The sequence below is a fragment of the Streptomyces sp. NPDC047981 genome (genome assembly GCF_040653315.1).
Lineage (GTDB): Bacteria > Actinomycetota > Actinomycetes > Streptomycetales > Streptomycetaceae > Streptomyces.
Map to the genome: position 1 here is coordinate 24578 of NZ_JBEZNQ010000043.1, position 22427 is coordinate 47004.

Genomic DNA, 22427 nt, shown 5'->3' on the forward strand with positions numbered 1-22427 from the left:
GTCCAGACGTGATGAGGGACGCTGTGCCGTGAAGGCGTGTTGGGGGCGCCTTGAGGTGATGGACGGATTGCCTCGGCTAAGGGCATGGCGGATGCGGGGCGCCCTTGCAGGGTGTTTGGTCAGTTACTCGCTGTCCGGGAGGGTCCCGTTTCTCCGGGCGGCGGCTGCCCGGTGCAGGATCTCCGCACGGCGTTTGAGGAAGGACGCCTCGGCCAGCGAGACACGGTGCGTGCGCTCGGGCTTTCCCTCTTGGGAGACGCTTCTGCCCACGAACGCTCCGATGGGTACCGCTTGCAGGAGGCGATCGGCGACCTCCCAGCTCCGGCGCCAGGCAAGCTGCTCCCAGGCGAGCTGGCCGGCCTCGATGCGCTCGAGGTCCTCCACGCCTCTGATCCCGATGAGCAATCGCCGCACCAGCGGGTCCAGGGCATGCAGGACGAGTTCGCCGGGACGCTGTCCTTTGTCCCAGGGGATCGGTTCGGTGCCCAGGGCGCGTCGCAGGTCAGCTGAGAGGTGGTTGACGGCTGTGGCCAACTGCTCGGCCTGTTCTGCCACTTCGAGGAGGGCGGAGCGGACGTCGCTGTCGGCGTCGAGCGCGGCGAGTGGGAGGGGCAACGCGTCGAACATCACGTCGTCAATGACGGCGGACTGGTTGCCGTACGACACACCGGAGAGTTCTACGCGCAGGGGGTACGCTTCGCCGAGTTCGGGTGCCAGGGCGCCGGCCTGGTCGAGGAGCTTGCTCGTGGCGAAGCCACTCGTCTTCTCCCCGGCGTCCCGGGATTGACGCTCGGGTGCCAGGAGCGCATCCAGCCCGCGCCATGCGGCCTTTCCAGGCTGGAGACGCAGAGGACGGCGCGGCGGCGCGGCGCCAGCTTTACTTCTCCCTGGGCTCCGGCCACCGGTCGGTTCCACGCGCCACATCGTGTGCGGCTCGGTTTCAGGTGTGTGGGGCATCCGGTCACCCGCGGCGACCAGTACGCGGGTCACGCGCAGGCCTTCATCGGTCTCTTCCGGGAAGAGTCGGATCCGGCGGGATTGCCACGTCCACAGGTCGAGGAGTCCTTCGGGCGCCCGCTCCTGCCACTGGGCAGTGCCTGCCGAACGCGGATCTGCAGGCTCGCGCCTCCTCCACTGCGGCAGGTCTGCAGATGTCGGCGCCGCCCCGACCGGGATGTTCAGCAGCAATGTCTCGAACAACGTCCTGCCGACGAGCAGCGTGACGCCCATCTGTCCGAGCGGCGAGGTCGGATTTCCGGTGGTCTTGCCCGCTTTCGCCTTGGGATCGCCCACGGCGCCTGTCTTGATCGCTGCGGTGTCCCAGCACTGGGTGTGCACCAGCCAGTGCGCCGCCTGCGCCGGCGTCAACGAGAAGGAGTCGCCCTCCGTACGCGAGGCGAACAGCGGAACGTTGTTGCCGGTGGCGGCGGTCGCGACGATCAGTCCGGCACTCTTCGTCTCCCCCTTCGCATTGCGCAGCCCGGCTACCTGCCCGAAAGGCCGAACCGGACTGAAGAGGTCGAACAGCTCGCGGTGCGCGTCCAGATAGTCCGTCAGCTTGAGGCGTTGCTCAGGCGTCCACCGCCCCGCGGAGAACCAGCGCATCCACTCGCGCTCGTCTGCAGGACGACCCAGCGCGTCAACGAGCGCGGGCAGCAGCACCTGCCGGAAGACGGCCGGCCTCTGGGTGGGCACCTCCACTACTAGGTCACCGAACTCATGGGCTTCCAGTAACGCTGTACGCAGCGAGCGTTCCTGTACCGTTCCCCCCTCTGCTGACGGCAGGAGTAGCCAAGGATCGTCCGTCAGGAAAAAGCCATGCGCCATCGTTCCCCCTTGGGGCAAGCTTCTCTGTTTAACGCTAGCAGTGGTGCTCGTCCACCACATGCTTTCTTGGCAACCAGGTGGAAGAATCCGGCCGTTGGCCCTGCACCACCGGATCGGCATCGCCGGACTGCGGGGATGATCCCCTTCTTTGTTTGCACAGCGGAATGGGAAGCACATCGACCCCGCGTCACGCGGGGTGGCGAGCCGCCGGGCCGACGCCCGGCGGCTCACCTCACTTCTCAAGCCATGTGCCGCTGCGCGCACCGTACGCGCCCCTAGATCTGCCGGAGCCCGAACTCGTCGTCGTACGACACCATGAGGTCGCTCAGTCGGGCCCTGCGTGAAGCGTCCAGTACCAGAGCACGGCTCCGGCCCAACCACGGATGCCCACGCCAGCCGGGCAACGGCTGCAAATCCAAAGCCGATTGCGTGAACTTCGATGGCAAGCGCACCACCGAGCCCAGCACCTCATCCAGCACATCCGGCGCCACATCGCCATTGACGCTCAGGGCGCGCCCCCCGAGTGTCCGGAAGACCGCGTCCCTCTCATCCCGGACCACCAGGACCACCTCGACGGACTCGTCGCCGTCTCGGACCGCCGCCTGCAACGAACCCTCATCGCTGCCCGCGGTCGCCCCGCCATAGTGCAGGCCCGCCAGCGTCCGCCTCTCGTGCTCGCCATGCGGCGTCAGCAGGAACTGCCGAGCATTCTCGGCACGGGCCCGGTCCCGGTCCTCCTGCTCCCGGCATGCGACGTCACCAGCCTCTCGCCACGTCTCGGGCAGCAGCGCCGCCTCCGCAACGTACACCTGCTCCACCAGCCTGGGCACATCTCCGGGCACCGACCACGCCTCGCCCGCACCCGGCAGCACAGCAGCGGTCCGCAGCAGCAAATGGCGCCCGTAGATCATCTCGCTGGCGAACGGGAACGCCGGCTCGCCACTCTCCCGGGGCGCGAGCCCAGTGACGAACACCCGTGGCATGCGCAGCCTGTCCGGACGCCACGTGCCCTCGTGCCGGTGCAACCGCCCTACCCGCTGCAACAGAAGATCGACGGGAGCCAGATCCGTGATCAGCACATCGGCGTCAATGTCGAAGGACTGCTCGGCAAGCTGAGTTGCCACCAGGATCAACCGGCCGTCCCGGGGCCGCGGCGCCTGCGGACCCAGCAGTCGCAGGCACTCCTCCGTCAGATCGGCACGCCGAGCAACTGTGAAGCGGGCATGCAGCAGGCGTACTTCGTCCTCACCGAACCGTCCGCACAACTCCTCGTAGAGACTCTGCGCCCGCGCGACAGAGTTGCGGATGACGAGCGCGGTGCCCCCGTCGGCCAGTTCACTCGCCAACAGATCACCCACACCCGCATCCGCCTCGCCCTGCAGCCGCACCCGTTCCTCACGCGAAGACCGCGCACCGGGTACCGCCTCAGGTACCACCTGGACCATCACGCTGAGGTCCCCACGCCAGCTTTCCGTACCGTCCAGGTGGAACTCCGGCTCCCCCGAAGGCGACAGCCATGCCGCCGTGGCACTCGGGTATCCGGACGGACCCGGAACCTCGACCGGCAATTCCTCGCGTGCCGCAGCACCGGCGAGGTACGCCTCGACCAGAGCCTTCCGCTGAGCCGGAGCAAGCGTCGCCGACAGGACAATCACGGGAACCCCGGCCTGCCCCAGCCAGCGCAGCGCCTCGCCCAGAAACTGGCTCATGTACACATCACACGCGTGCACTTCGTCCAGAATCACGACCTTGCCGGCCAAGCCCGCCATCCGCAGCATCACGTGCCGCGTACGGGTAGCCGCATGGAGAAGCTGGTCTACCGTGCCGACCACGAACGGGGCCAGCAGTCCGCGCATTGACCCCAGGAACCAGTCGGCAGGGGCCCGCCGCTCCGGCACATCTCGCACCCCAGGTTCGACGCCGTACGGATCGTCATCCAGTCCGAACTCGTCCACCCCGCAGAATGCCTCGTCCGCGTACCTACCTGCGTCTTCAAGGAGGGCTTGCCACTCCCGGTTGAACGCCCTCTTGCCGTGCAGGAGCACCACCCTGGACGCAAGTCGCTCATCGATCGCCTCCAGCCATCGACGTGTGCGGGTGAACATGGGGTCGCTGGTCGCTTGGGTCGGCATCCCTACGAACACACCATCGGCGCCGAACCGGGCCGCCAAGACTTCCGCCGCGGCTTGCGCAGCCTCCGTCTTGCCCTCGCCCATCGGCGCCTCAACCACCACAAGCCCCGGCCTGCCCATCCGACGAGCCGCCTCGACCACCATGGCTTGTGAGGGCCGCGGCACGTAGCCGAACCGGTCCCGGAACGCCTCGGGCCCCGGCGTCTCCATAGCCCCCCAGCCGCCCTGCAGCCCCAGAGCCTTCCACGCCGCCGCAGCCCGCTCACGAGAAGCATCGAGACTCACGAGCCGCAGATCATCCATGCCCACGAAGAAGCGCTGGTCACTCGCGATCCAGTCCGCCATGACCACCAGGCCACTGAGCTGCAACTGGAGTGCCCTGGACGGAACCACTACCGGTTCCGCCTCGTCGAGCGCCCCGAACCCTAGCTCCTCGGTGAACACATCAAGCACGGCCTGCTGAACCCGACGCCACTCGCCCCTCCCCCGCAGCTGCCCCTTGGCCGACCGAGGCTCCTGCACATCCCGAAGCGAAGGAAACGCACCATGATGCCCAGCCACCAGCGGCCACACCCAGTCCACTTGCTCCGCATCCCACCCCGCCCCAGCCAGCAACTCGCGCACCATCAGCCCACCGGCCCAGTCGTGACGCCACCGCCGCTGCTGCTTCGCCCCCGCCACAGCGGCCGCCTCTACCCAGGCCAGCCCCGACCGACGCACCGCCTCCGCGCCCTCGGGCCACAAACGCTGATGCGCCGGCGTCGCCTTCCCGCAATCGTGAACCCCGCACAACCAGGCAAAAAAGCTTCGCCCCCGCCCCGGCCCACCCGCTACCTCATCCAGCGCCGACTGCGCCGAGGGCGCAAGGAAGCAGTCCCACAACAATTCCGCAACCGCCGCAGTATCCAGAAGGTGCGCCATCAGAAGGCTCGTCCTACCCCCGGCCCGCTCCCGCGACTTCCCCCACAACGTCCCCAGCGCCCGCAGGACAGAAGGCTCAATGCACTTGCTCAACCTCTGAACATCCACCGAGCCCCCACTGCCGTCACGGAACCGAGGACCAGAGCGTAGGGGCCACCACTGACAACATGGATTGACATGCGGATATACCGAAATCCCGGCATCTGCGGCGGCACCACTACATTCCGCAGGCACGGAGCCAACGGGAGTTCCCGCCGGACAGGGCGCAGCGTCGACGACTGCTACGCGCACCGTCACAGCGATGGCGGGAGCCGACCCGCGGGTGCGGGGGCGACAGGGTGTACGTCTGCGGGACGTGCACGAAATGCGGACCATCCCGGCGGGTGCGGGGTCGACCTGACGTCCACACCGCCGTACTTGATGGCGCGCGGAGCATCCCCGCAGGTGCGGGGTCGACTCAAAGAGGCCGATGCGCGCGCCGAGACCGCTCGGAGCATCCCCGCGGGTGCGGGGTCGACCTGGCATGGACCGCCGCCGCGCTGCCCGTCTACGGAGCATCCCCGCGGGTGCGGGGTCGACGCGAGCCCCTCGGCCTTCAGCGTCCGGTGGACCGGAGCATCCCCGCGGGTGCGGGGTCGACTAGTTCTTCGAGCCGCGCGCGACCCACTGGATCGGAGCATCCCCGCGGGTGCGGGGTCGACCTCCTGGCCGCGCTCATTCAGCAGGAACCCGGCGGAGCATCCCCGCGCGTGCGGGGTCGACTCGGGCAAGACGGAGGGCGCCCTCGACGTCCTCGGAGCATCCCCGCGGGTGCGGGGTCGGCTCGTGGTCCTCGGGGGTCAGCTGTTCCGTTCATGGAGCATCCCCGCGGGTGCGGGGTCGACAGCATGTCCTCGGGCACGATGACGAACTGGCCCGGAGCATCCCCGCGTGTGCGGGGTCGACGGCGGCGCGTCGTCGACCTTGATCGCAGGGAGCGAAGCATCCCCGCGGGTGCGGGGTCGACTCGTGGTCCTCGGGGGTCAGATGTTCCGTTCACGGAGCATCCCCGCGGGTGCGAGGTCGACACTTGCTGAGCTGCGGGTTCATCTGGCTACATGCTTGTTTTCGTTTGGTTGTTTTGGGAGGTTGCAAGCGGTCCCAGCCTGCGATGCGGACAGCAACTCCCTCTCCGCACGCGGCGGGTTCATTGAGTATTCCCCAACTGTCGCCGAACTGGCAGCGACAGCAAACCCTCGTGGCGCTGCGGCTGGCATTGCCGATGGAGTAGCCGAGTCTTCGGTGAGGTACTCAGAGTGCCGACTGTCTTCTGGTTTTGGTGGGCTGGACACCCAGTCCACCCTGGCCGCGTTCCGGGAGGGCCGGCTGGACGAACTGCTCGACAACCGCTCGCCGCTCGTCGAACCTACACTCAGCACTGGCGTGGAGGCACAAGTAGTCGCAGCCCTGGCCTGGCTCGCCTCTCCATGGAGTCCGTGCAGGTGCCGCCAGGAACGCCACGCTGGTGGCGTTCCTGGCGGCGGCGCACCTCTGCACGGGTGGTCGCGGCTCCTCGGCCTCTGTTCGCCTTGTCCGGCCGAGGCACGAAGAACGGTATGCGAAGGCCCCTTGAAGCGTGGACACCGGTTGCTTTGCGGTAGCCGCCAGCGTCCGTAGTCGCTGTTCGCAGGATATCGGGTTGGTGGCCGACGGTCCGCTCCGTGACCGTCCATCAGTCGAGCACGCATGCGTACGAGCCGCCCCCCTGGAGCCACTCGTGGGGCAGGCCGATCGTCGGCGACCTTGCCGTGCTGAAGCTCGTGAATCTGGTCTCGGTCCGAATGTTCCACGACCAGTGCGACGCAAAGGGTCCGGTGGCCGGGCTTGCGCACGACCCTGGTCAGCAGGTGGCTGCTGTCGATGGTCACGACGTCGCGATGGCAGATCCCGTAGGTGAAGAACGGCAGGCAGGCCACCTCGAACGTGTCCTCGGTGAGCCGGCGGGTCCACAGCTGCTCGCGCCAGCCGTCCTGCCGGTCCGACAGGTCGGCGTGGATCATGTAGTTGGTGGGCCCCGGCCGATCGGGTCCCCGTGCGTGATGATGGCGATGGGGTGCCTCCTGGAACTGGTATCGACTCCCAGACCCTGCAGTAGTCGCCTCGGCCCCGTGCGGGCGGGGCGTGTTCAGGCGCCGCGAGCAGATCGGTGCGCATCCGAGGGTGAGGAACGCTTCGTGAATGTCGTCGCGGATCTCCCAGCGGATCCGCAGGCGCCGGAACCAGTGCAGATGGGCGAAAGCGCGCCCGACAACATAGCGTTGAGTGCCCAGTCCGGAGCCCTGCTCGGTGCCCCGGCGGGCGACCAGCGGATTCACTCCCAGTCTCCGGCGGCGGTACTTGTCGTGGTCGTATCCGCGATCAGCGAGGACGACGTCGGGGCGCCGCCGTGGGCGGCCGCGCTTGGCCCGCACGGGCGGCACCGCCTCCAGGAGCGGGATGAGCTGGGTGACGTCGTTGCGGTTGCCGCCGGTCAACGTGACGGCGAGCGGGATTCCGGTGGGGTCGGTGCTCAGATGGTGCTTGCTGCCCGTCCTGCCCCGGTCAAAAGGCTTCGTAAGACCATTTCGTTAGGAGTTCCAAGGAAGGCTCTCTTCTGCGGAACACCCGCTTGCCATCCATCACGGCGGTCACCCTTCCGCACTGGGCCGCGCAGGATCTGCCGCAGATACCGGACTTCAACGCAGCGTAGTCAGCACCAAGTCAGCACGGGAGCGGTGAGAAGGGGTGATGACGTGGGCTTTCAGTCAGCACGAAACCAGCACGGGAGTCAGCACGGCGCCTTCAAATCATGCCCGAACAGCGCAACTCGGACAGCGTACTTCGTGGCCTCGTTGAGGCTCCGCCGAAGACCCCGGCACCGGCTCCATGGTGGGCGCGCGCACTCCCATACCGTGAACTATGGTGTCCCACCACATACGCCACTGACCTGCGTGTTTCTACGGTGTGGCGACACGCAAACGTCCCCGTCACACGCCAGGAAGTGGTGCCGATGTCCTCCCCCGCGACCGCTCCACCCGCCCCCTCCAACCTCAAGCGCATCGTCGCCGCGAGTCTCATCGGCACCACCATCGAGTGGTACGACTTCTTCCTGTACGGCTCGGCCGCCGCGCTGGTCTTCAACAAGCTCTTCTTCCCCGAGTCCGACCCGCTCGTCGGCACCCTCCTCTCCTTCCTCACCTACGCCGTCGGCTTCGCCGCCCGGCCGCTCGGGGCGCTGGTCTTCGGGCACTACGGTGACCGGCTCGGGCGGAAGAAGCTGCTCGTGCTCAGCCTGTTGCTGATGGGTGGCGCCACCTTCGCGATCGGTCTGCTGCCCACGCACGCGACCGTCGGCTCCGCCGCGCCGCTGCTGCTCACCGCGCTGCGGCTCGTGCAGGGGTTCGCGCTCGGTGGTGAGTGGGGCGGGGCCGTGCTGCTGGTCTCGGAGCACGGGGACGCGAAGCGGCGCGGTTTCTGGGCCTCGTGGCCGCAGACGGGGGCGCCCGCCGGTCAGTTGCTCGCGACCGGTGTGCTCTCCGCGCTCACCGCGCTGCTCTCCGACTCCGCCTTCCTGTCATGGGGCTGGCGCATACCGTTCCTGCTCTCGGGTGTGCTGGTGATCGTGGGTCTGTGGATCCGGCTCTCCGTCGACGAGTCGCCCGTCTTCAAGGCCGCGCTCGCCGCCGCGGAGGAGCGCAAGGCCGCGGCCGCGCAGGTCGAGAAGATGCCGCTGGTCGCCGTCCTGAAGCACCACTGGCGGGACGTGCTGATCGCGATGGGCGCCCGTATGGCGGAGAACATCTCCTACTACGTGATCACCGCGTTCATCCTCGTCTACGCGACGACCCAGGTGGGCCTCTCCAAGCAGACCGCGCTCAACACCGTCCTCATCGCCTCCGCCGTCCACTTCGCCGTCATCCCCGCCTGGGGCGCGCTGTCCGACCGGATCGGCCGGCGGCCCGTGTACCTGATCGGCGCGGTCGGTGTCGGCGCCTGGATGTTCCCCTTCTTCCACCTGATCGACCGGGGAACCTTCGGTGCGCTGCTGCTCGCCGTCACGGTCGGACTCGTCCTGCACGGGGCGATGTACGCGCCGCAGGCCGCGTTCTTCTCCGAGATGTTCGCGACGCGCATGCGCTACTCCGGCGCCTCGATCGGCGCCCAGTTCTCCTCGGTCGCCGCCGGCGCCCCCGCGCCGCTGATCGCGACCGCGCTGCTCAGCGACTACGGCTCCTCCACCCCGATCTCCCTGTACGTGATCGCCGCCGCGCTCCTCACGGTCGTCGCCATCGCCTGTGCCCGGGAGACCCGCAACCGCGATCTCTCCGAGATCGCCGAGGGCTCCCCCGCCGGCTCCACCGCCCCGGCCGCCGTGCGGGCCGACGTCTGAGCCCACCCGACACCAGAAGGCGCCGGTTCCCCTCATGGGAGCCGGCGCCTTCCGTGGTGTGCTCAGCGTGCGACCGCCGCCGACATCGCGTGCAGCCGCAGGGCCAGTTGGATCTCCAGAGCGCGGGCCGGGGACTGCCAGTCCGGGCCGAGGAGGCGGCCGATCCGCTCGACGCGCTGGGCCACGGTGTTCACATGGACGTGCAGGTCTTCCTTCGTACGCGCCGGGCTCATCCCGCTCGCGAAGTACGCGTCCATCGTGCGCACCAGGTCCGTGCCCCTGCGCCGGTCGTACGCGACGACCTGGCCGATCGTGCGGTCGACGAAGCCCTCGATGTCCCGGGTGTCGGCGAGCAGGAGGCCGAGGAAACCCAGGTCCTCGGCCGCCGCGCCCTCGCCCGAGCGGTGCAGCAGGCGCAGGGCGTCCAGGCAGCGGCGGGCCTCCTCGTACGCGGAGGCGACCTTGTCCGGGGCGGCGAGCGGTGAGGGGACGGGCGACGAGGCGCCGACCGTGACCGGTTCACGCAGGGCGCCGCCGAGGTGCTTGGCGGTCTGGCGGGCCAGTTCGGCGGCATCCTCGCCGGAGCCGAGCGGGAGCAGCAGAACCGTCCCGCCGTCCCGTGCGGAAGCCAGGCCCTGCCGGGTGGCGGCCAGATGCGAGGCGGCCGACCAGAGGCGCTGCCGGTCCGCGCTCTCCCGTCCGCCGCCGTCGGTCTCGCCCGCGGCTCCCGCCCGGTCGATCCGGGCGGCGAGTACGACATGGGGCGCGTCGACGTCCGTACGGAGCCGGGCGGCGCGCTCCCGCAGCAGACGGCGGTCGCGGTCGGGGGCGTCGAGGAGGTCGTCCAGGAGTTCGCCCCGTACCCGCTGTTCGGCCTCTCCGGCCGAGCGGCGGGCGAGCAGCAGCAGGGAGGTCACCAGCGCGGCGCGCTCCAGGGTGCGCTGATCGACGGGGTCGAGGTCGGGCTGGCCGTGCAGGACGAGTGCGCCGAGGCACTCGCCGCCGGCCGCGACGGCGGCGACCCAGGTGTCACCCTCGCGCAGGGCGTGGCCGTCGGCGAGCCGGGCGGGGCCCGGTCCGTGGCCCGGTCCGTGGCCCTGCTCGATGAACTCGACGCGGCCCCCCAGGACCTCGGAGACGGCGTCGGCCACGTCGTGGACCCCTCCGCCGCGCAGCACGAGTTCGGTGAGCCGGTCGTGGACCTCGGAGGCCCGCTCGATGACTCCGCTGTGTTCCCGGATGATGTCGTTGGCGCGCTCCAGTTCGGCCAGGGCCGAGCGGGTCTCGGCGAGCAGGTTCGCGGTGTCGATGGCCACCGCCGCGTGCGCGGCGAAGGATCCGAGCAGCGCGACCTGCTCCCGGCCGAAGACCCTGGCGCGCCGGTCCGCAGCGAAGAGCACGCCGATGACCTGGCTGCCGAGCGTCAGCGGAACTCCGAGGATGGCGACGAGACCCTCGTCGCCGACGGCGGAGTCGATGGTGCGGGTGTGCTGGAAGCGGGCGTCGTCGAAGTAGTTCTCGGTGACGTACGGCAGGGCGGTCTGGGCCACCAGCCCGCCGAGGCCCTCCCCCATGCCGAGCCTGAGCTGCTGGAAGTGGGCCGAGACCGAGCCCTCGGTGACGCGCATGTACGTGTCGCCCGCGGCCGGGTCGTTGAGGCTGAGGTAGGCGACCTCGGTGCCGAGCAGGGAGCGGGCGCGCTGGACGATGGCGCGGAGCACCGCGTCGAGGTCGCGCAGTCCCGCGAGGTCGTGGGCGGTCTCGAAGAGCGCGGAGAGCTCCGCCTCACGGCGTCGTCTGCCCTCCAGCTCGGCCCGGACGCGCAGCGCGAGCTGCTTGGCCCGCTCGAGCTCGGCCAGCGCCTCGGGGCCCGCGCCGCTCGCACGGGCGAGCAGCACGGGCCGGTCGTACGCCTCCACCGCGGCGCCTCGGGCGAGGAGTTCCAGGTAGGAGACCGGTTCTTGCGACATGGACACAGGGATACCTGCCGTACGGGTCGGAGCACCAGCCCTGTGGAAAAGCTCTCGGCGCGCGGCCGTGGCCGTCTGCGGACGGCTGCGGACGGCTGCGGACGGCTGCGGACGACCGTCGGAGGGTCAGTGCGCGGTCCAGCCGCCGTCGAGAGTCAGGGAGGCGCCGGTGATGAACGAGGCCTGCGGTGCGCAGAGGTAGAGCACCGCCTCCGCGACGTCCGCGGGCTCGATGAGCCGCTTCAGCGCCGAGTCCTTCAGGAGGACCTCGGTGAGGACCCGCTCCGGGGGGATGCCGTGGGCCGCCGCCTGGTCGGCGATCTGCCGCTCGACCAGGGGCGTGCGCACATAGCCGGGGTTGACGCAGTTGGAGGTGACGCCGTGCGGGGCGCCTTCGAGCGCGGCGGTCTTCGAGAGCCCTTCGAGACCGTGTTTGGCGGCCACATAGGCGGACTTGAAGGCCGAGGCGCGCAGCCCGTGGACGGAGGAGATGTTGACGATCCGCCCCCAGCCCTGCGCGTACATGTGCGGCAGCGCGCCTCTGATCAGCCGGAACGGCGCCTCCAGCATCACCGTCAGGACCGTGTGGAAGACCTCCGGAGGGAACTCCTCGATGGGGCGGACGAGCTGGAGCCCGGCGTTGTTGACGAGGATGTCGGCGCCCGCCGCGACCCGTTCGGCGGCGTCCAGGTCGGTCAGGTCCAGGGTCTGCGGCTCGACGGCGCCCGGCAGTCCGTCCGCCGCCTCGGCGAGCGCGGCCAGTCCGTCGGCCGCGCGGTCGACGGCTCTCACGGCGGCCCCCGCGGCGGCGAGCCGGAGCGCGCAGGCCCGGCCGATGCCGCCGGCCGCGCCGGTGACGAGCGCGGTGCGCCCGGCGAGGTCGAGCCGGACGGAGCCGGGCGCGGGGTTCGTGGCGGGTACGGGAGCCACGACGGACGATGCCGGTGCGGGACCGGATGTGGTGGGGGCGCTCATGCTCCGCACTGTATGAACCGTCCCCACCCTCAACCGATGTGTGCCGAAGCCATACTTCAGCCGTTCGGCATGGGGTCGAACCATGTGGGTTCGTCGCGGAGCGCCTGCTCGATCCGGAAGTGCGAGAACCGCTTCATCTGCGGCAGGTCGTCCACGTCGAACCAGCCGACCTCCGTCGACTCCTCGTCGTTGACCCGGGCCTCGCCGCCGACCGCGCGGCAGCGGAAGGTGACGTCCATGAACTGACAGGTGTCGCCGTTCGGGTAGACGATCGGCTTGCGCAGGGTCTGGACGAGCACGACCCGCTCGGGCTCGCAGCGCACGGCGGTCTCCTCGTACACCTCGCGGACGGCGCAGGCGGCCGGCTGCTCCCCGGGTTCGACGATGCCGCCGATGATGGCCCACAGGCCGTTGTCGGCCCGCCGGCCCAGCAGCACGCGACCCCGGTCGTCGAGGACGACGGCGCTGACGCCCGGCAGGAAGAGCAACTGGTGCCCGGCGGTGGCCCGGATCTCGCGGATGAAGTCAGGAGTACCCATGACTCGACCCTAGCCGCGGTTGATCAAGCTCCGCCGCCCCGGCCGGGCTCAGGCCTGCTGCGCCAGGGGGCCCGGCCGACCGCCCCTCGGGCGAAGAGCCCGACCGACCGACCTCAAGCGGAGGGCCCGGCCGACCGGCCTCAAGCGGCGCGGCTCCGGCGCGCCCGTACGGACCGGAGGACCGACCAGCCGAGCCCGGCCGCCGCGACGGCCACCAGGAGCGCCTCGGGCAGGGTGCCCATGCGGGTCGCGGGGGTCAGCGAGGAACGCAGCGGCACCTTCTCGACGAGGACGTCCGGGGTGAACATCTCGGTCTGCTCCACGATCCGGCCGTCCGGCGCGATGATCGCGCTGACGCCGCTGGTGACCGGCACGACGACGGCACGGCTGTGCTCGACCGCGCGGACCCGGGACATGGCGAGTTGCTGGTAGGTCATCTCGCTGCGGCCGAAGGTCGCGTTGTTGCTCGGGACGGTGATGAGCTGCGCGCCGTGGGTGACCGTGTCGCGCACAGCCCAGTCGAACGCGGCTTCGTAGCAGGTGGCGAGGCCGACCTTGGTGCCGGCGAGATCGAAGACGCCGATCTTGTCTCCGGGGCCGAAGTCGCGGCTGACCCGGTCCACGTTGCTGTTGAAGATGCGGACGAAGGACCGCATCGGGATGTACTCGCCGAAGGGCTGGACGTGCCGCTTGTCGTAGGTGGTGACGGGGCCCTTCTGGGGGTCCCACTCGATGAGCGTGTTGCGCAGCTTGCCGGTGGGCGGAGAGACGACGGCGCCGATGACGGTCGGCACGCCGATCTTCTTCACGGCCTGGTCGATGGCGTCCGCCGCGTCGGGGTTGGCGTACGGGTCGATGTCGGAGGAGTTCTCGGGCCACAGGACGAAGTCGGGCTGCGGCTCCTCCTTGCGGGCCACCGCCTCGGCCAGCTCCTCGGTGCGCGCCACGTGGTTGTCGAGGACCGCGCGCCGCTGGGCGTTGAAGTCGAGTCCGAGGCGCGGAACGTTTCCCTGGACGGCGGCGACGGTCGCCGTGCCGTCCTCGGCCCGGTCGTCCACCAGCGGAAGGGCGGCGAGGGCGCCGGTGACCGGGACCAGGACGGTGAGGGCGGCGGCCGCGAGCGGGCCGCGCGGGACGGTGCCGGTGGCGCGGTAGGCGCGGACCTGCCGGATCACTTCGTACAGCCCGAAGCCGCAGAGGGCGACGGCGAAGCCGAGGACCGGGGTGCCGCCGACGGCCGCGAGCGGCAGGAAGAAGCCGTCCGCCTGGCCGAAGGCGATCTTGCCCCAGGGGAAGCCGCCGAACGGGACACGCGCGCGTGCCGCCTCGGCGAGGATCCACACCGCGGCGGCGAACACCGGCCAGGCGGGGAGCCGGGAGACCGCGGCGATGCCCAGTCCCGCGGCGGCGATGAAGAGCGCCTCGACGGCCGACAGCGCGATCCACGGGAACTGGCCGACCTCGGATCCGGTCCAGATCAGCAGGGGCAGCAGGAACCCGAGACCGGCGAGGTAGCCGAGACCGAAGCCGGCGCGCAGCCGTCGGCCGCGCAGGGTCCAGCCGAGCAGCGCGAAGGCCACCGGCGCGAGCCACCACAGAGGGCGCGGCGGGAAGCTCAGGTAGAGCAGCGCCCCGGACAGCACGGCCGCGCCGGGCCGTACGAGTCGCCGAAGCCAGGCGGGACCGGGCTGGGGGTCGGCGGCGGGGCCGGAGGCATCGACGGGGGTGATGGTGGTGCTCACGTTGCGGAGTCTACGGCGCGCACCTGTGCCCCGAGCAGGGTGACCCCGGCCGACGCGGGCGGTTCGGGGACGGGCGCGGTGTGCCGTTGCCGGAGCCGGTCCCCCGGCCGGGGGCGGACACGGTGTGCGGTTACCGGTCCCCGGCCGAAGCGGGTGGTGCTCGGTGGGTGCGGTGTGCCGTTTGGCGGTCCCCCGGCCGGGGCCGGCGCGGTGCGCCGGTTGCCCGCCTCCCCGGCCGGGGGGGGCTGGTCGGCACCCGTCCTTCACTTCTGCCACAACGTTTCTGCGCATCCGCTCCCCAAACTCCTGCCGCGCCATTACGGTGTCGGCCAGACGGAGCGGGGGGCGACGGGGATGGCTGCATCTGCGGCGCGGGGGGCCGTCGTGCGCGAGCGCGGCAGCCGGGGCGTGGACGTGGCCGGGGTGCTGGTCCTCGGCTCCTGCGTGCTGTGGTCGCTCATCAGCGCGGGCGGCCGGGAGGCGCGCCCCGAGGGTGTCCTCCTCGCCGTGCTCGCGCTGACCGCCGGGTACGCCTGCGGCCGGATCACCGGCTCGCTCCTTCCGGTGGCCGTCGCCCTCGTGGCGGCCCTGGTCGCGCTCGGCCTGGCGCTCGCCTCCGGTCCCGGCGTCCCCGGTGCCACTCCCGTCGGCTCCGTACCGACCGGTCATACGGGCGCGGCGGCGGCGCTGCTCGTGATCGCCACCGGGGCCGCCTGCTGCGCGGCCTCGGCGGCCGGTTCGCGTCCCGCCCGGCTGCTGTCGGGCGGCCTCGCCGTGGCCGTGGCCGGTTCCGCGCTCGTGCTCGGCTCCGTCGCCGGGTTCGTCGCCTCGGCCGCGGTCCTGCTCTGCTCCCTCGCGGCGGTACGGATGCGGCGCAGGCTGCTCGGCCTGGTGGGTCTCGCCCTGGCGACGGGTCTGGTGGTGGGCGCCTCGTGGGCCGTGGCGGAGGACCGGCTGCCCGAAGGGCTCTCGGTCTCCCTGGAGGGCCCGCTGACCGGCCACCGGGTGCTGCTGTGGCAGGACGCGGTCGAGCTGGCGAAGGAGAACCCGGTGCTCGGGGTCGGCCCCGACCGGTTCGGGGCGCGGAGCGCGACGGCCCGGGAGACCTTCGCAGCGGACGGCAAGCCGCACTCGGCGGCGCTCCAGCAGGCGGCGGAGCAGGGGCTTCCCGGCGTGGCCCTGCTGGGCGCGACGTACGGCTGGCTGCTGTGGGGTCTGTGGTCCTCGCCCCGCCCGACGGCGGTCGTGCTCACGGCGGGCGCGGCCCTGACGGCGCTGGCCGCCCTGGCCGCGGTCGGCAACGCGCTGAGTTTCACGCCCGTGACCGCCTGCGCGGGCCTCCTCGCGGGGCTCGCGACGGCGGGCGCGGGCGGGAGGACGAGCCCGGTGGACATCCCGGTGGACGCCCCGGTGGACGGCCTGGTGCACTGAGCCGCCGCGCCGCGAGTCGCCCGTCGTCGGCGGCCGGTCGGCCGGTCAGACGCCCGGCGGCGCGCTCGGGGTGGCGGGACGGAGTCGGTCGAGGATGGCGCGTACACCCGATTCGGCGTCGTCGACGGTGACCGTGAACGTGCGGCCGTCCTTCAGCCGCAGCAGCAGCGCCTCGCCCCGGCGGACGATGACCGCCTTGCCCTTCTCGGGGCGCCAGCGGTAGCCCCAGCCGCCCCACTCGTGCGGGGTCACCCGCCGCACGTACTCGGCGCCGTCCACCTGGGCGAGCGGGATGCGGCAGCGGGGTACGCCGATGTGGCCGCAGCGCACCTCCATGGCCTTGTCGTCCACCTTCACCTCGACGTGCACGAAGGCGAGCGTGCCGAACAGCACCAGGAGCCCCGCCGCCACACAGCCGATCACGGCCATCAGGAGCGGCGCGATCCCGGACGTCCACGGCGACTCGACCGCCAGGGTGATGCCGAGGGCCATGCAGCCCGCCCCGGCCACCGCCGCGACCCACTGCATCCGGTTGGTGGCTCGGCCCGTCCACACCTCGGGCAGCGGAGCAGCTGTGCCCGGGGGACGGGGATCGCGGGGGTGACGGGAAGGGTCCCTCATGCGTCGCAGCCTACTCACGTTCCGCTCGTACGGCGCTCCGTCCGAGGCCTCCGTGCGACGCCTCAGCCCGGCACCTCCGTACCAACGCCACCGACGCCACCGAGGCGTCGGTCCGCGACACCGGTCGGTGCCCCGCGTCAGTGCGCGGCGGCCGCGGTCCGGAGCAGTCGGCCTTCGGCGTACCCCAGGGCCGCGGGCGGCAGCTCGCCGGTCCGGCCGCTGAGGAGGACGGTGAGACCGCCGGACGGGGCGGCGGCGGGCGCGGGTTCGGCGCCGATGCGGCGCAGCGCCTGAGCGGCGACTGCCCCGGCCGAGCCGTGGAAAACCACGGGCGGGAGGTCGGCGGACTGCACGGCCGCCCGGATCTGTTCGGCGACCAGCTCGTAGTGGGTGCAGCCGAGCACCAGGGCGCGGACGTCGCGCGGGGTGAGCTCGGCGGCGGCGGCCACGGCCCGCTCGACGGCGTCGGCGTCCGCGTGCTCCACCGCGTCGGCGAGCCCGGGGCAGGGCACCTCGGTGACCTCGGCGCCGTCGGCGAAGTCCCGGATCAGTCCGCGCTGGTACGGGCTGCCGGTGGTGGCCGGCGTCGCCCAGATGGCGACCTTCCCGCCCCCCGCGGCGGCGGGCTTGATCGCCGGAACGGTCCCGATGACCGGGATACGGGGCTCCAGGGCGGCGCGCAGCGCCGGCAGGGCGTGCACGGTGGCGGTGTTGCAGCCGACGATCAGGGCGTCCGGCTCCAGCTCGGCGGCGGCCCGGGCGACGGCCAGGGCGCGCTCGGTGAGGTCCTCGGGGGTGCGCGGGCCCCACGGCATGCCGTCGGGGTCGCTGGAGAGGACCAGGTCCGCGTCCGGCCGCAGTCGGCGGACCGCGACCGCCGCCGGGAGCAGGCCGATTCCGGAGTCCATGAGCGCGATCTTCACCCGGTCACCCTAGCCGACCGCCCTTGCGTCGCCGCCGATCTGGGGCAGACTGCGGCAAATGAGCGCCATTGCCTGGATCGCCGTGGGTTCGCTGGCCGCCTGGGGGTGGCTGCTGCTGGGTCAGGGGTTCTTCTGGCGTACCGACCAACGCCTGCCGGCCGGCTCCGCCCGCAGCGAGCCGGAGACCTGGCCGCGGGTCGCCGTCGTCGTGCCGGCGCGCGACGAGGCCGAGGTGCTGCCGTTGAGCCTGCCGTCGCTGCTCGTCCAGGACTATCCGGGCGAGGCGGAGATCCTGCTGGTCGACGACGGCAGTACGGACGGCACGGGGAAGCTGGCCTGCGAACTGTCCGCGCGGTACGGCGGGCTGCCGCTGACGGTCACGTCCCCCGGCGAGCCCGAGCCCGGGTGGACGGGCAAACTGTGGGCCCTCCGTCACGGCATCGCCCTGGCACGCGCGCGTGGCCTGGATCGCGGGCGTGGCCTGGATCGCGCGCGGCACGGGGAACCCGGCGGCCCCGAGTTCCTCCTGCTCACCGACGCCGACATCGCGCACGAGCCGGACAGCCTGCGGCTGCTCGTGGCCGCGGCGGTCGGGAACGATCTCGATCTGGTGTCCCAGATGGCGCGGCTCCGGGTCGTCGGCGCCTGGGAGCGGCTGGTCGTGCCGGCCTTCGTCTACTTCTTCGCCCAGCTCTACCCCTTCCGCTGGATCAACCGGAGCCGACGGCCCCGGGCGACGGCCGCCGCCGGGGGCTGTGTGCTGCTGCGGACGGAGACGGCCGAGCGGGCGGGCGTGCCGGAGTCGATCCGGCAGGCGGTGATCGACGACGTGTCACTCGCCCGTGCCGTGCGCCAGGCCGGTGGACGGATCTGGCTGGGGCTCGCGGAGCGCGTGGACTCCGTCCGCCCGTACCCACGCCTCGCCGACCTGTGGCGGATGGTCTCGCGGAGCGCGTACGCCCAGCTCCGGCACAACCCCCTCGTCCTGGCCGGTACGGTCGCCGGGCTCGCCCTGGTCTACCTCGTCCCACCGGTGGCCCTGGCGACGGGGCTGTTCGGCGGGGACGCGGCGGCGGGCTGGGCGGGCGGGCTCGCGTGGGCGGTGATGGCGGTGACGTACGCCCCGATGCTCCACCACTACCGGCAGCCCCTGTGGCTCGCGCCCACGCTCCCCTTCACCGCGCTGCTCTACCTGCTCATGACGGTCGACTCGGCCGTGCAGCACTACCGGGGCCGGGGCGCCTCCTGGAAGGGACGGACCTACTCCCGGCCCCAGGCGGCGCCCGACCGGTGAGCCTGCGCTGGACCGGATGGGCGGGTCAGCCTCGGCTCGCCTTCATCAGCGACAGGCCCTTGGCCAGGTCCTCGGCGTTCATCACCGGCACCACCGAGACCTCCGCGTTGAACTCCATGAAGAGGTCCTCCAGCAGGGACGGCATCCGCGCGCTGTCCTGGAGATCGAAGACCATCCACATGGTCCGTACGCCCTCGTCCACACCGAAGTAGGCGGCTTCCGGCGCGAGGGTCTCCCTCAGGGTCTTCACGGTCTGGGGCAGGACACCGGACTTGATTCCTTCGTTGCCCGCGCGCGTGTCGAGGTGGGCTTTCAGCATGACTCTCATGCGTGACTCCTCTCGTCGTGCCCACGGTTGGACACGCGCGGCGGGTCGGCAACCAGGGAAGGCCGTCCGTGCCCGCGTCCGCCCCGGACGGGTGCGGAGCCGCGCGCGGATGCGGCCGGTCGGAGCAGCGAGCCGGCCGGACACCCCGCGGGTTCAGGTAGGCGTCGTGGGTGTGCCGGGCGAGCGGGGTCCAGGCGGCGGCCGACGTGGCGCGGTCGTCCGGCGGGAACGCCGAGGCGACGTGCGCGAACGCGGTGTCCGAGGTCGCCGGATCGTGGGTCGCGCCGCCGAGCGAGCGCAGCTGGATCAGGACGAGGTCGGGGGCGGCCGAGGCCTGGACCAGGGCACGGGCGGCGTCCGGGGTGACCTCGGTGAGAGCATGCCGTTGGTCGTACTGGACGTCATCTGGCCGTAGTTGGCGTGCAGGTGGTGCGCGGGGACCAGCTCCGCGCAGGAGCAGCCGGATCTGTCGGACCGTCACATTACCGATTTCCAGAGGCAGTTGTAGGGCGTCACGGACGACGGTCGGACGGCCGATGGTCACCACGGGTCCGTACCGCCGGTGGACCGCCCGGACGAGTTCCGCATCCGGGCGTCGCGACGGCGCACCCTCAGGCGCGGACGACGCGCGCGCCGCCCACGACGGATCGGTGGATGGGGGCGCCCGTGCCCGTCAGCGGGAGCCCTGAAGCCTCCGCGCCGATCGGTGACCGCAGACGCCGCCGCTCACGCTCCGCCAGACGGCCTCGCGCAGCCGTCGCGTACGGTCCTCGTGGGTGCGCCGGGATCCCATCGACCCGACATGGGCGACCCGCAGCCGCAACGCGCGCTCCAGGAGCGGTACGTCGAACCGGGCCAGGGTCCGTCCGATGCGGGAAGGTCTTACCCACGCCGAGATCGATACCCGGCTCTTCATCAGTCCCCGAACCGTCGAATGGCATCTGCGGAAGGTGTTCGGAAAACGCGGCGTCTCCGGCCGCAGACAACTGCGGACCATGCCGGACGGCCGACCGTGATTACTGTCGGTAATCCAGCGATTGTCCTGAGTTTCCACCGCTCCGCGCCGATACCGACCGCTCTCGTCGACCGCGCCCGCTCCAGCGGAAATACCCCCGCGGTTAACGGCGTCTTTAACGTTGTTTTGGCAGGTCAGGTGGACAAAACCAGCGTAAATCGGATGACCCCGAGAATGGGGCTCCCCAACCGGCACATCGTGGGCTTAACTTATGGCCATGACCTCCCCCCGCTCCACCTACGGAGGCGGTTACTACACCGCGCCGTCGTTCCCCGACACCCCGATCTACGACTCCCTGGTCGCGGAGCGGGGCACGCCTCAGATCGCCCCGATCCGAGTGCCTGCCGCGTACGACACCGGCAACAGCTATCTGCCGGCACTGCCCGCGGCCCTGCCCGCCCTCCCGGCGGCGCCCAGCCCTGCTCCCTCCTACAGCGGTGGTGGCTCGTACGGCTACCCGCAGGGCGCGCAGCAGATGGCCCCCGTGCCGCTGCAGCACGCCCCCGCGCCCTACATCCCGCAGCAGCCCGCCGGAGTGCGCGGCTACCCGGGTCCGCAGCAGCAGCCGCAGATGCAGCGCCCGGCGGCCACCGGCTACGAGGCGATGCGTCCGGCCGCCGCGCGGCCGGCCCCGGCCCCCGCGCAGTACCAGGACCCGTACCAGCGCCCGTACCAGGGCCAGGGGTACTGACCGACCCGGGCGCCGAGCGGCTGGCAGGATGACGGCATGTCGACTCCTCGCCTCCGCTCCGTCCACGTCCACCCGGTCAAGGCGCTGCGCGGTCACGCTCTCGCCGAGGCGGAGGTCCAGCCATGGGGACTGGCAGGTGACCGCCGCTGGGCCGTGGTGGACGCGTCGGGCACGGTCGTGACCCAACGCCGTCACCCTCGGATGGCGTTGGCCTCGGCCGAACCGCTGCCGGGCGGCGGCATCAGGCTGTCCGCCGCCGGCCACCGCACGCTGGCGGTCGAGGAGCCGCGGCCGTCGTCCACGATCCGGGTGGAGGTCTTCGACACCCCCGTGGAGGCGGTCCCGGCCGACCCGGCCGCCGACGCCTGGTTGAGCGACTTCCTCGGGGCGGAGTCCCGGCTCGTGCACATGGACGACCCGGCCCGTCGGCGCCCCATCGATCCGGAGTACGCGCTCCCGGGCGAGACCGTGAGTTTCGCGGACGGCTATCCCCTCCTGGTCACCACCTCCTCCTCCCTCGACGCCCTCAACGCACTGATCGCCCACGGCGACCACGCCGACGAGGGGCCGCTGCCGATGAACCGCTTCCGGCCGAACGTGGTCGTCGAGGGGACCGCGCCCTGGGCCGAGGACGGCTGGACCCGGCTCGCCATCGGCGAGGTCACCTTCCGGGTCGCGAAGGCCTGCGGCCGCTGCGTCGTGACCACGACCGACCAGCTCACCGCCGTGCGCGGCAAGGAACCCTTGCGCACCCTCGCCCGGCACCGCAGGCAGGGCTCGCGGCTGATCTTCGGCCAGAACCTGGTTCCGGAGCACCCCGGCACCGTCCGGGTCGGCGACGAGGTCAAGATCCTCGACTGACGCCCGGCTCCGTTCCCGGGAGGCGGGGAACCCGGCCCCGGGGCAGACTCGTTGGGAGGACCTGGGAGGTCCACGGACGACGAGGGGGTGTGGGCGCTGTGCGCGCAGCCACCGGAGTCTGGCGCTGGCGGCACAACCCTCTGCGCCGGACCACGGATCTGATCGAGGCGTGGGTCGCCCTCACGGCGGTCCTGCTGCTCGCGCTCGCCGTCCCCGCGGCCGGCTGGATCGCGGGCCAGCGGACCGACGCCTCCCTCCAGCGCGCGGTCCGGACCCAGAGCCTCCAGCGGCTGCCCACGACGGCCCGGGTGGTCCGGCTCTCCGACGCCCCGGCCCCCGGCCTGCAGAGCCCCGAGGCAGCGGGCGAGCAGCCGGCCCGCCGGGCGGTCGTCGCGCGCTGGACCGCCCCGGACGGCACGGACCGCACGGGCACGGTGGCCACCCGGAGGGAACTCTCCGATCCCGGCGACACGTTCCGGCTGTGGACCGACCGCGGCGGCCGCCCGGTGTCCGCTCCGATGCGGCCCGAGACCGCCCACGCCCACGCGCTCGTCGTCGGCCTGCTGGCGGCGACCCTGGCGGGCGTGTTCGTGGAGGCCGTCCGCAGACTGGTCGTACGGCGGCTCGTACACCGGCGGTACCAGCACCTCGACCGCGCGTGGGCGAAGGCCGGTCCCGACTGGGGCCGTACGGGCGCGGGCAGCTGACCCGTCAACCCGGCGCCCTCGCGCGCGCTACGGTGGGGCATC

Annotated in this window: 17 protein-coding genes, 2 pseudogenes and 1 CRISPR repeat array; of the genes and pseudogenes, 7 read left to right on the forward strand and 12 right to left on the reverse strand. The window is 71.7% G+C overall.

Annotated elements, in window-relative coordinates; all coding sequences use genetic code 11:
• Positions 1-123: 123 nt before the first annotated feature.
• The 4 genes and pseudogenes from casA to AB0E14_RS24390 all read right to left on the reverse strand — a co-directional run.
• The gene (gene casA, locus AB0E14_RS24375; protein WP_362421812.1) at positions 124-1827 is read right to left on the reverse strand and encodes a type I-E CRISPR-associated protein Cse1/CasA; all 1704 of its coding nucleotides are present in this window, start codon (positions 1825-1827) and stop codon (positions 124-126) included.
• A 275-nt stretch (positions 1828-2102) separates the two neighbouring features.
• Positions 2103-4988, reverse strand: a complete 2886-nt coding sequence (cas3, locus tag AB0E14_RS24380) for a CRISPR-associated helicase Cas3' (RefSeq protein ID WP_362421815.1) — start codon at positions 4986-4988, stop codon at positions 2103-2105.
• 198 nt (positions 4989-5186) lie between these two features.
• A CRISPR array of direct repeats spans positions 5187-5947; the repeat unit is 29 nt; unit sequence CGGAGCATCCCCGCGGGTGCGGGGTCGAC.
• 18 nt (positions 5948-5965) lie between these two features.
• Positions 5966-6919, reverse strand: a complete 954-nt coding sequence (locus AB0E14_RS24385; RefSeq protein ID WP_362421935.1) for a DUF4265 domain-containing protein — start codon at positions 6917-6919, stop codon at positions 5966-5968.
• A gap of 126 nt (positions 6920-7045) precedes the next feature.
• Positions 7046-7468 (reverse strand): annotated as a pseudogene (locus tag AB0E14_RS24390) (transposase); the annotation flags it as partial.
• Between the two features lie 440 nt (positions 7469-7908).
• Between AB0E14_RS24390 and AB0E14_RS24395 the strand changes: the two are divergent.
• Positions 7909-9288, forward strand: a complete 1380-nt coding sequence (locus tag AB0E14_RS24395) for an MFS transporter (protein ID WP_362421818.1) — start codon at positions 7909-7911, stop codon at positions 9286-9288.
• Between the two features lie 62 nt (positions 9289-9350).
• Here the strand turns inward: AB0E14_RS24395 and AB0E14_RS24400 are convergent, their stop codons facing one another.
• The 4 genes from AB0E14_RS24400 to lnt form a co-directional block, all read right to left on the reverse strand.
• On the reverse strand, positions 9351-11258 hold the full coding sequence (locus tag AB0E14_RS24400) for a GAF domain-containing protein (RefSeq protein WP_362421820.1): 1908 nt from the start codon (positions 11256-11258) through the stop codon (positions 9351-9353).
• A gap of 126 nt (positions 11259-11384) precedes the next feature.
• Positions 11385-12233 carry a 3-hydroxybutyrate dehydrogenase gene (locus AB0E14_RS24405; protein WP_362421823.1) on the reverse strand — a complete coding sequence of 283 codons (849 nt, stop codon included), beginning with the start codon at positions 12231-12233 and terminating at the stop codon, positions 11385-11387.
• Positions 12234-12289: 56 nt separating this feature from the next.
• On the reverse strand, positions 12290-12772 hold the full coding sequence (locus tag AB0E14_RS24410) for an NUDIX domain-containing protein (protein WP_362421826.1): 483 nt from the start codon (positions 12770-12772) through the stop codon (positions 12290-12292).
• 140 nt (positions 12773-12912) lie between these two features.
• Positions 12913-14514 carry an apolipoprotein N-acyltransferase gene (lnt, locus tag AB0E14_RS24415; protein WP_362421829.1) on the reverse strand — a complete coding sequence of 534 codons (1602 nt, stop codon included), beginning with the start codon at positions 14512-14514 and terminating at the stop codon, positions 12913-12915.
• 354 nt (positions 14515-14868) lie between these two features.
• Between lnt and AB0E14_RS24420 the strand changes: the two genes are divergently transcribed.
• Positions 14869-15945, forward strand: coding sequence for an O-antigen ligase family protein (locus tag AB0E14_RS24420; protein ID WP_362421832.1), 1077 nt, complete (start codon positions 14869-14871; stop codon positions 15943-15945).
• A 45-nt stretch (positions 15946-15990) separates the two neighbouring features.
• On the opposite strand, the gene AB0E14_RS24425 is transcribed toward AB0E14_RS24420, so the two are convergent.
• Positions 15991-16566 (reverse strand): hypothetical protein, encoded by a 576-nt coding sequence (locus AB0E14_RS24425; RefSeq protein WP_362421835.1) that lies wholly within the window; start codon positions 16564-16566, stop codon positions 15991-15993.
• A gap of 137 nt (positions 16567-16703) precedes the next feature.
• Entirely contained in the window at positions 16704-17489 is a 786-nt protein-coding gene (locus tag AB0E14_RS24430; RefSeq protein ID WP_362421838.1) for an aspartate/glutamate racemase family protein, read from the reverse strand.
• Positions 17490-17547: 58 nt separating this feature from the next.
• On the opposite strand from AB0E14_RS24430, the gene AB0E14_RS24435 reads away from it, so the two are divergent.
• Positions 17548-18783, forward strand: a complete 1236-nt coding sequence (locus tag AB0E14_RS24435; RefSeq protein WP_362421841.1) for a glycosyltransferase — start codon at positions 17548-17550, stop codon at positions 18781-18783.
• A gap of 25 nt (positions 18784-18808) precedes the next feature.
• On the opposite strand, the gene AB0E14_RS24440 is transcribed toward AB0E14_RS24435, so the two are convergent.
• On the reverse strand, positions 18809-19111 hold the full coding sequence (locus tag AB0E14_RS24440; RefSeq protein ID WP_362421843.1) for a hypothetical protein: 303 nt from the start codon (positions 19109-19111) through the stop codon (positions 18809-18811).
• A 611-nt stretch (positions 19112-19722) separates the two neighbouring features.
• A pseudogene (locus AB0E14_RS24445) lies at positions 19723-19967 on the reverse strand (XdhC family protein); the annotation flags it as partial.
• 13 nt (positions 19968-19980) lie between these two features.
• Here AB0E14_RS24445 and AB0E14_RS24450 point away from each other — a divergent pair.
• The 4 genes from AB0E14_RS24450 to AB0E14_RS24465 all read left to right on the forward strand — a co-directional run bounded on the left by AB0E14_RS24450 (position 19981) and on the right by AB0E14_RS24465 (position 22385).
• Complete coding sequence (locus AB0E14_RS24450) at positions 19981-20127, forward strand: helix-turn-helix transcriptional regulator (protein ID WP_362421846.1); 147 nt, start codon at positions 19981-19983, stop codon at positions 20125-20127.
• A gap of 216 nt (positions 20128-20343) precedes the next feature.
• On the forward strand, positions 20344-20817 hold the full coding sequence (locus AB0E14_RS24455) for a DUF6643 family protein (RefSeq protein WP_362421849.1): 474 nt from the start codon (positions 20344-20346) through the stop codon (positions 20815-20817).
• A 36-nt stretch (positions 20818-20853) separates the two neighbouring features.
• Positions 20854-21678, forward strand: a complete 825-nt coding sequence (locus tag AB0E14_RS24460; RefSeq protein ID WP_362421852.1) for an MOSC N-terminal beta barrel domain-containing protein — start codon at positions 20854-20856, stop codon at positions 21676-21678.
• Between the two features lie 98 nt (positions 21679-21776).
• Positions 21777-22385, forward strand: a complete 609-nt coding sequence (locus tag AB0E14_RS24465) for a hypothetical protein (RefSeq protein ID WP_362421855.1) — start codon at positions 21777-21779, stop codon at positions 22383-22385.
• Positions 22386-22427: the final 42 nt, after the last annotated feature.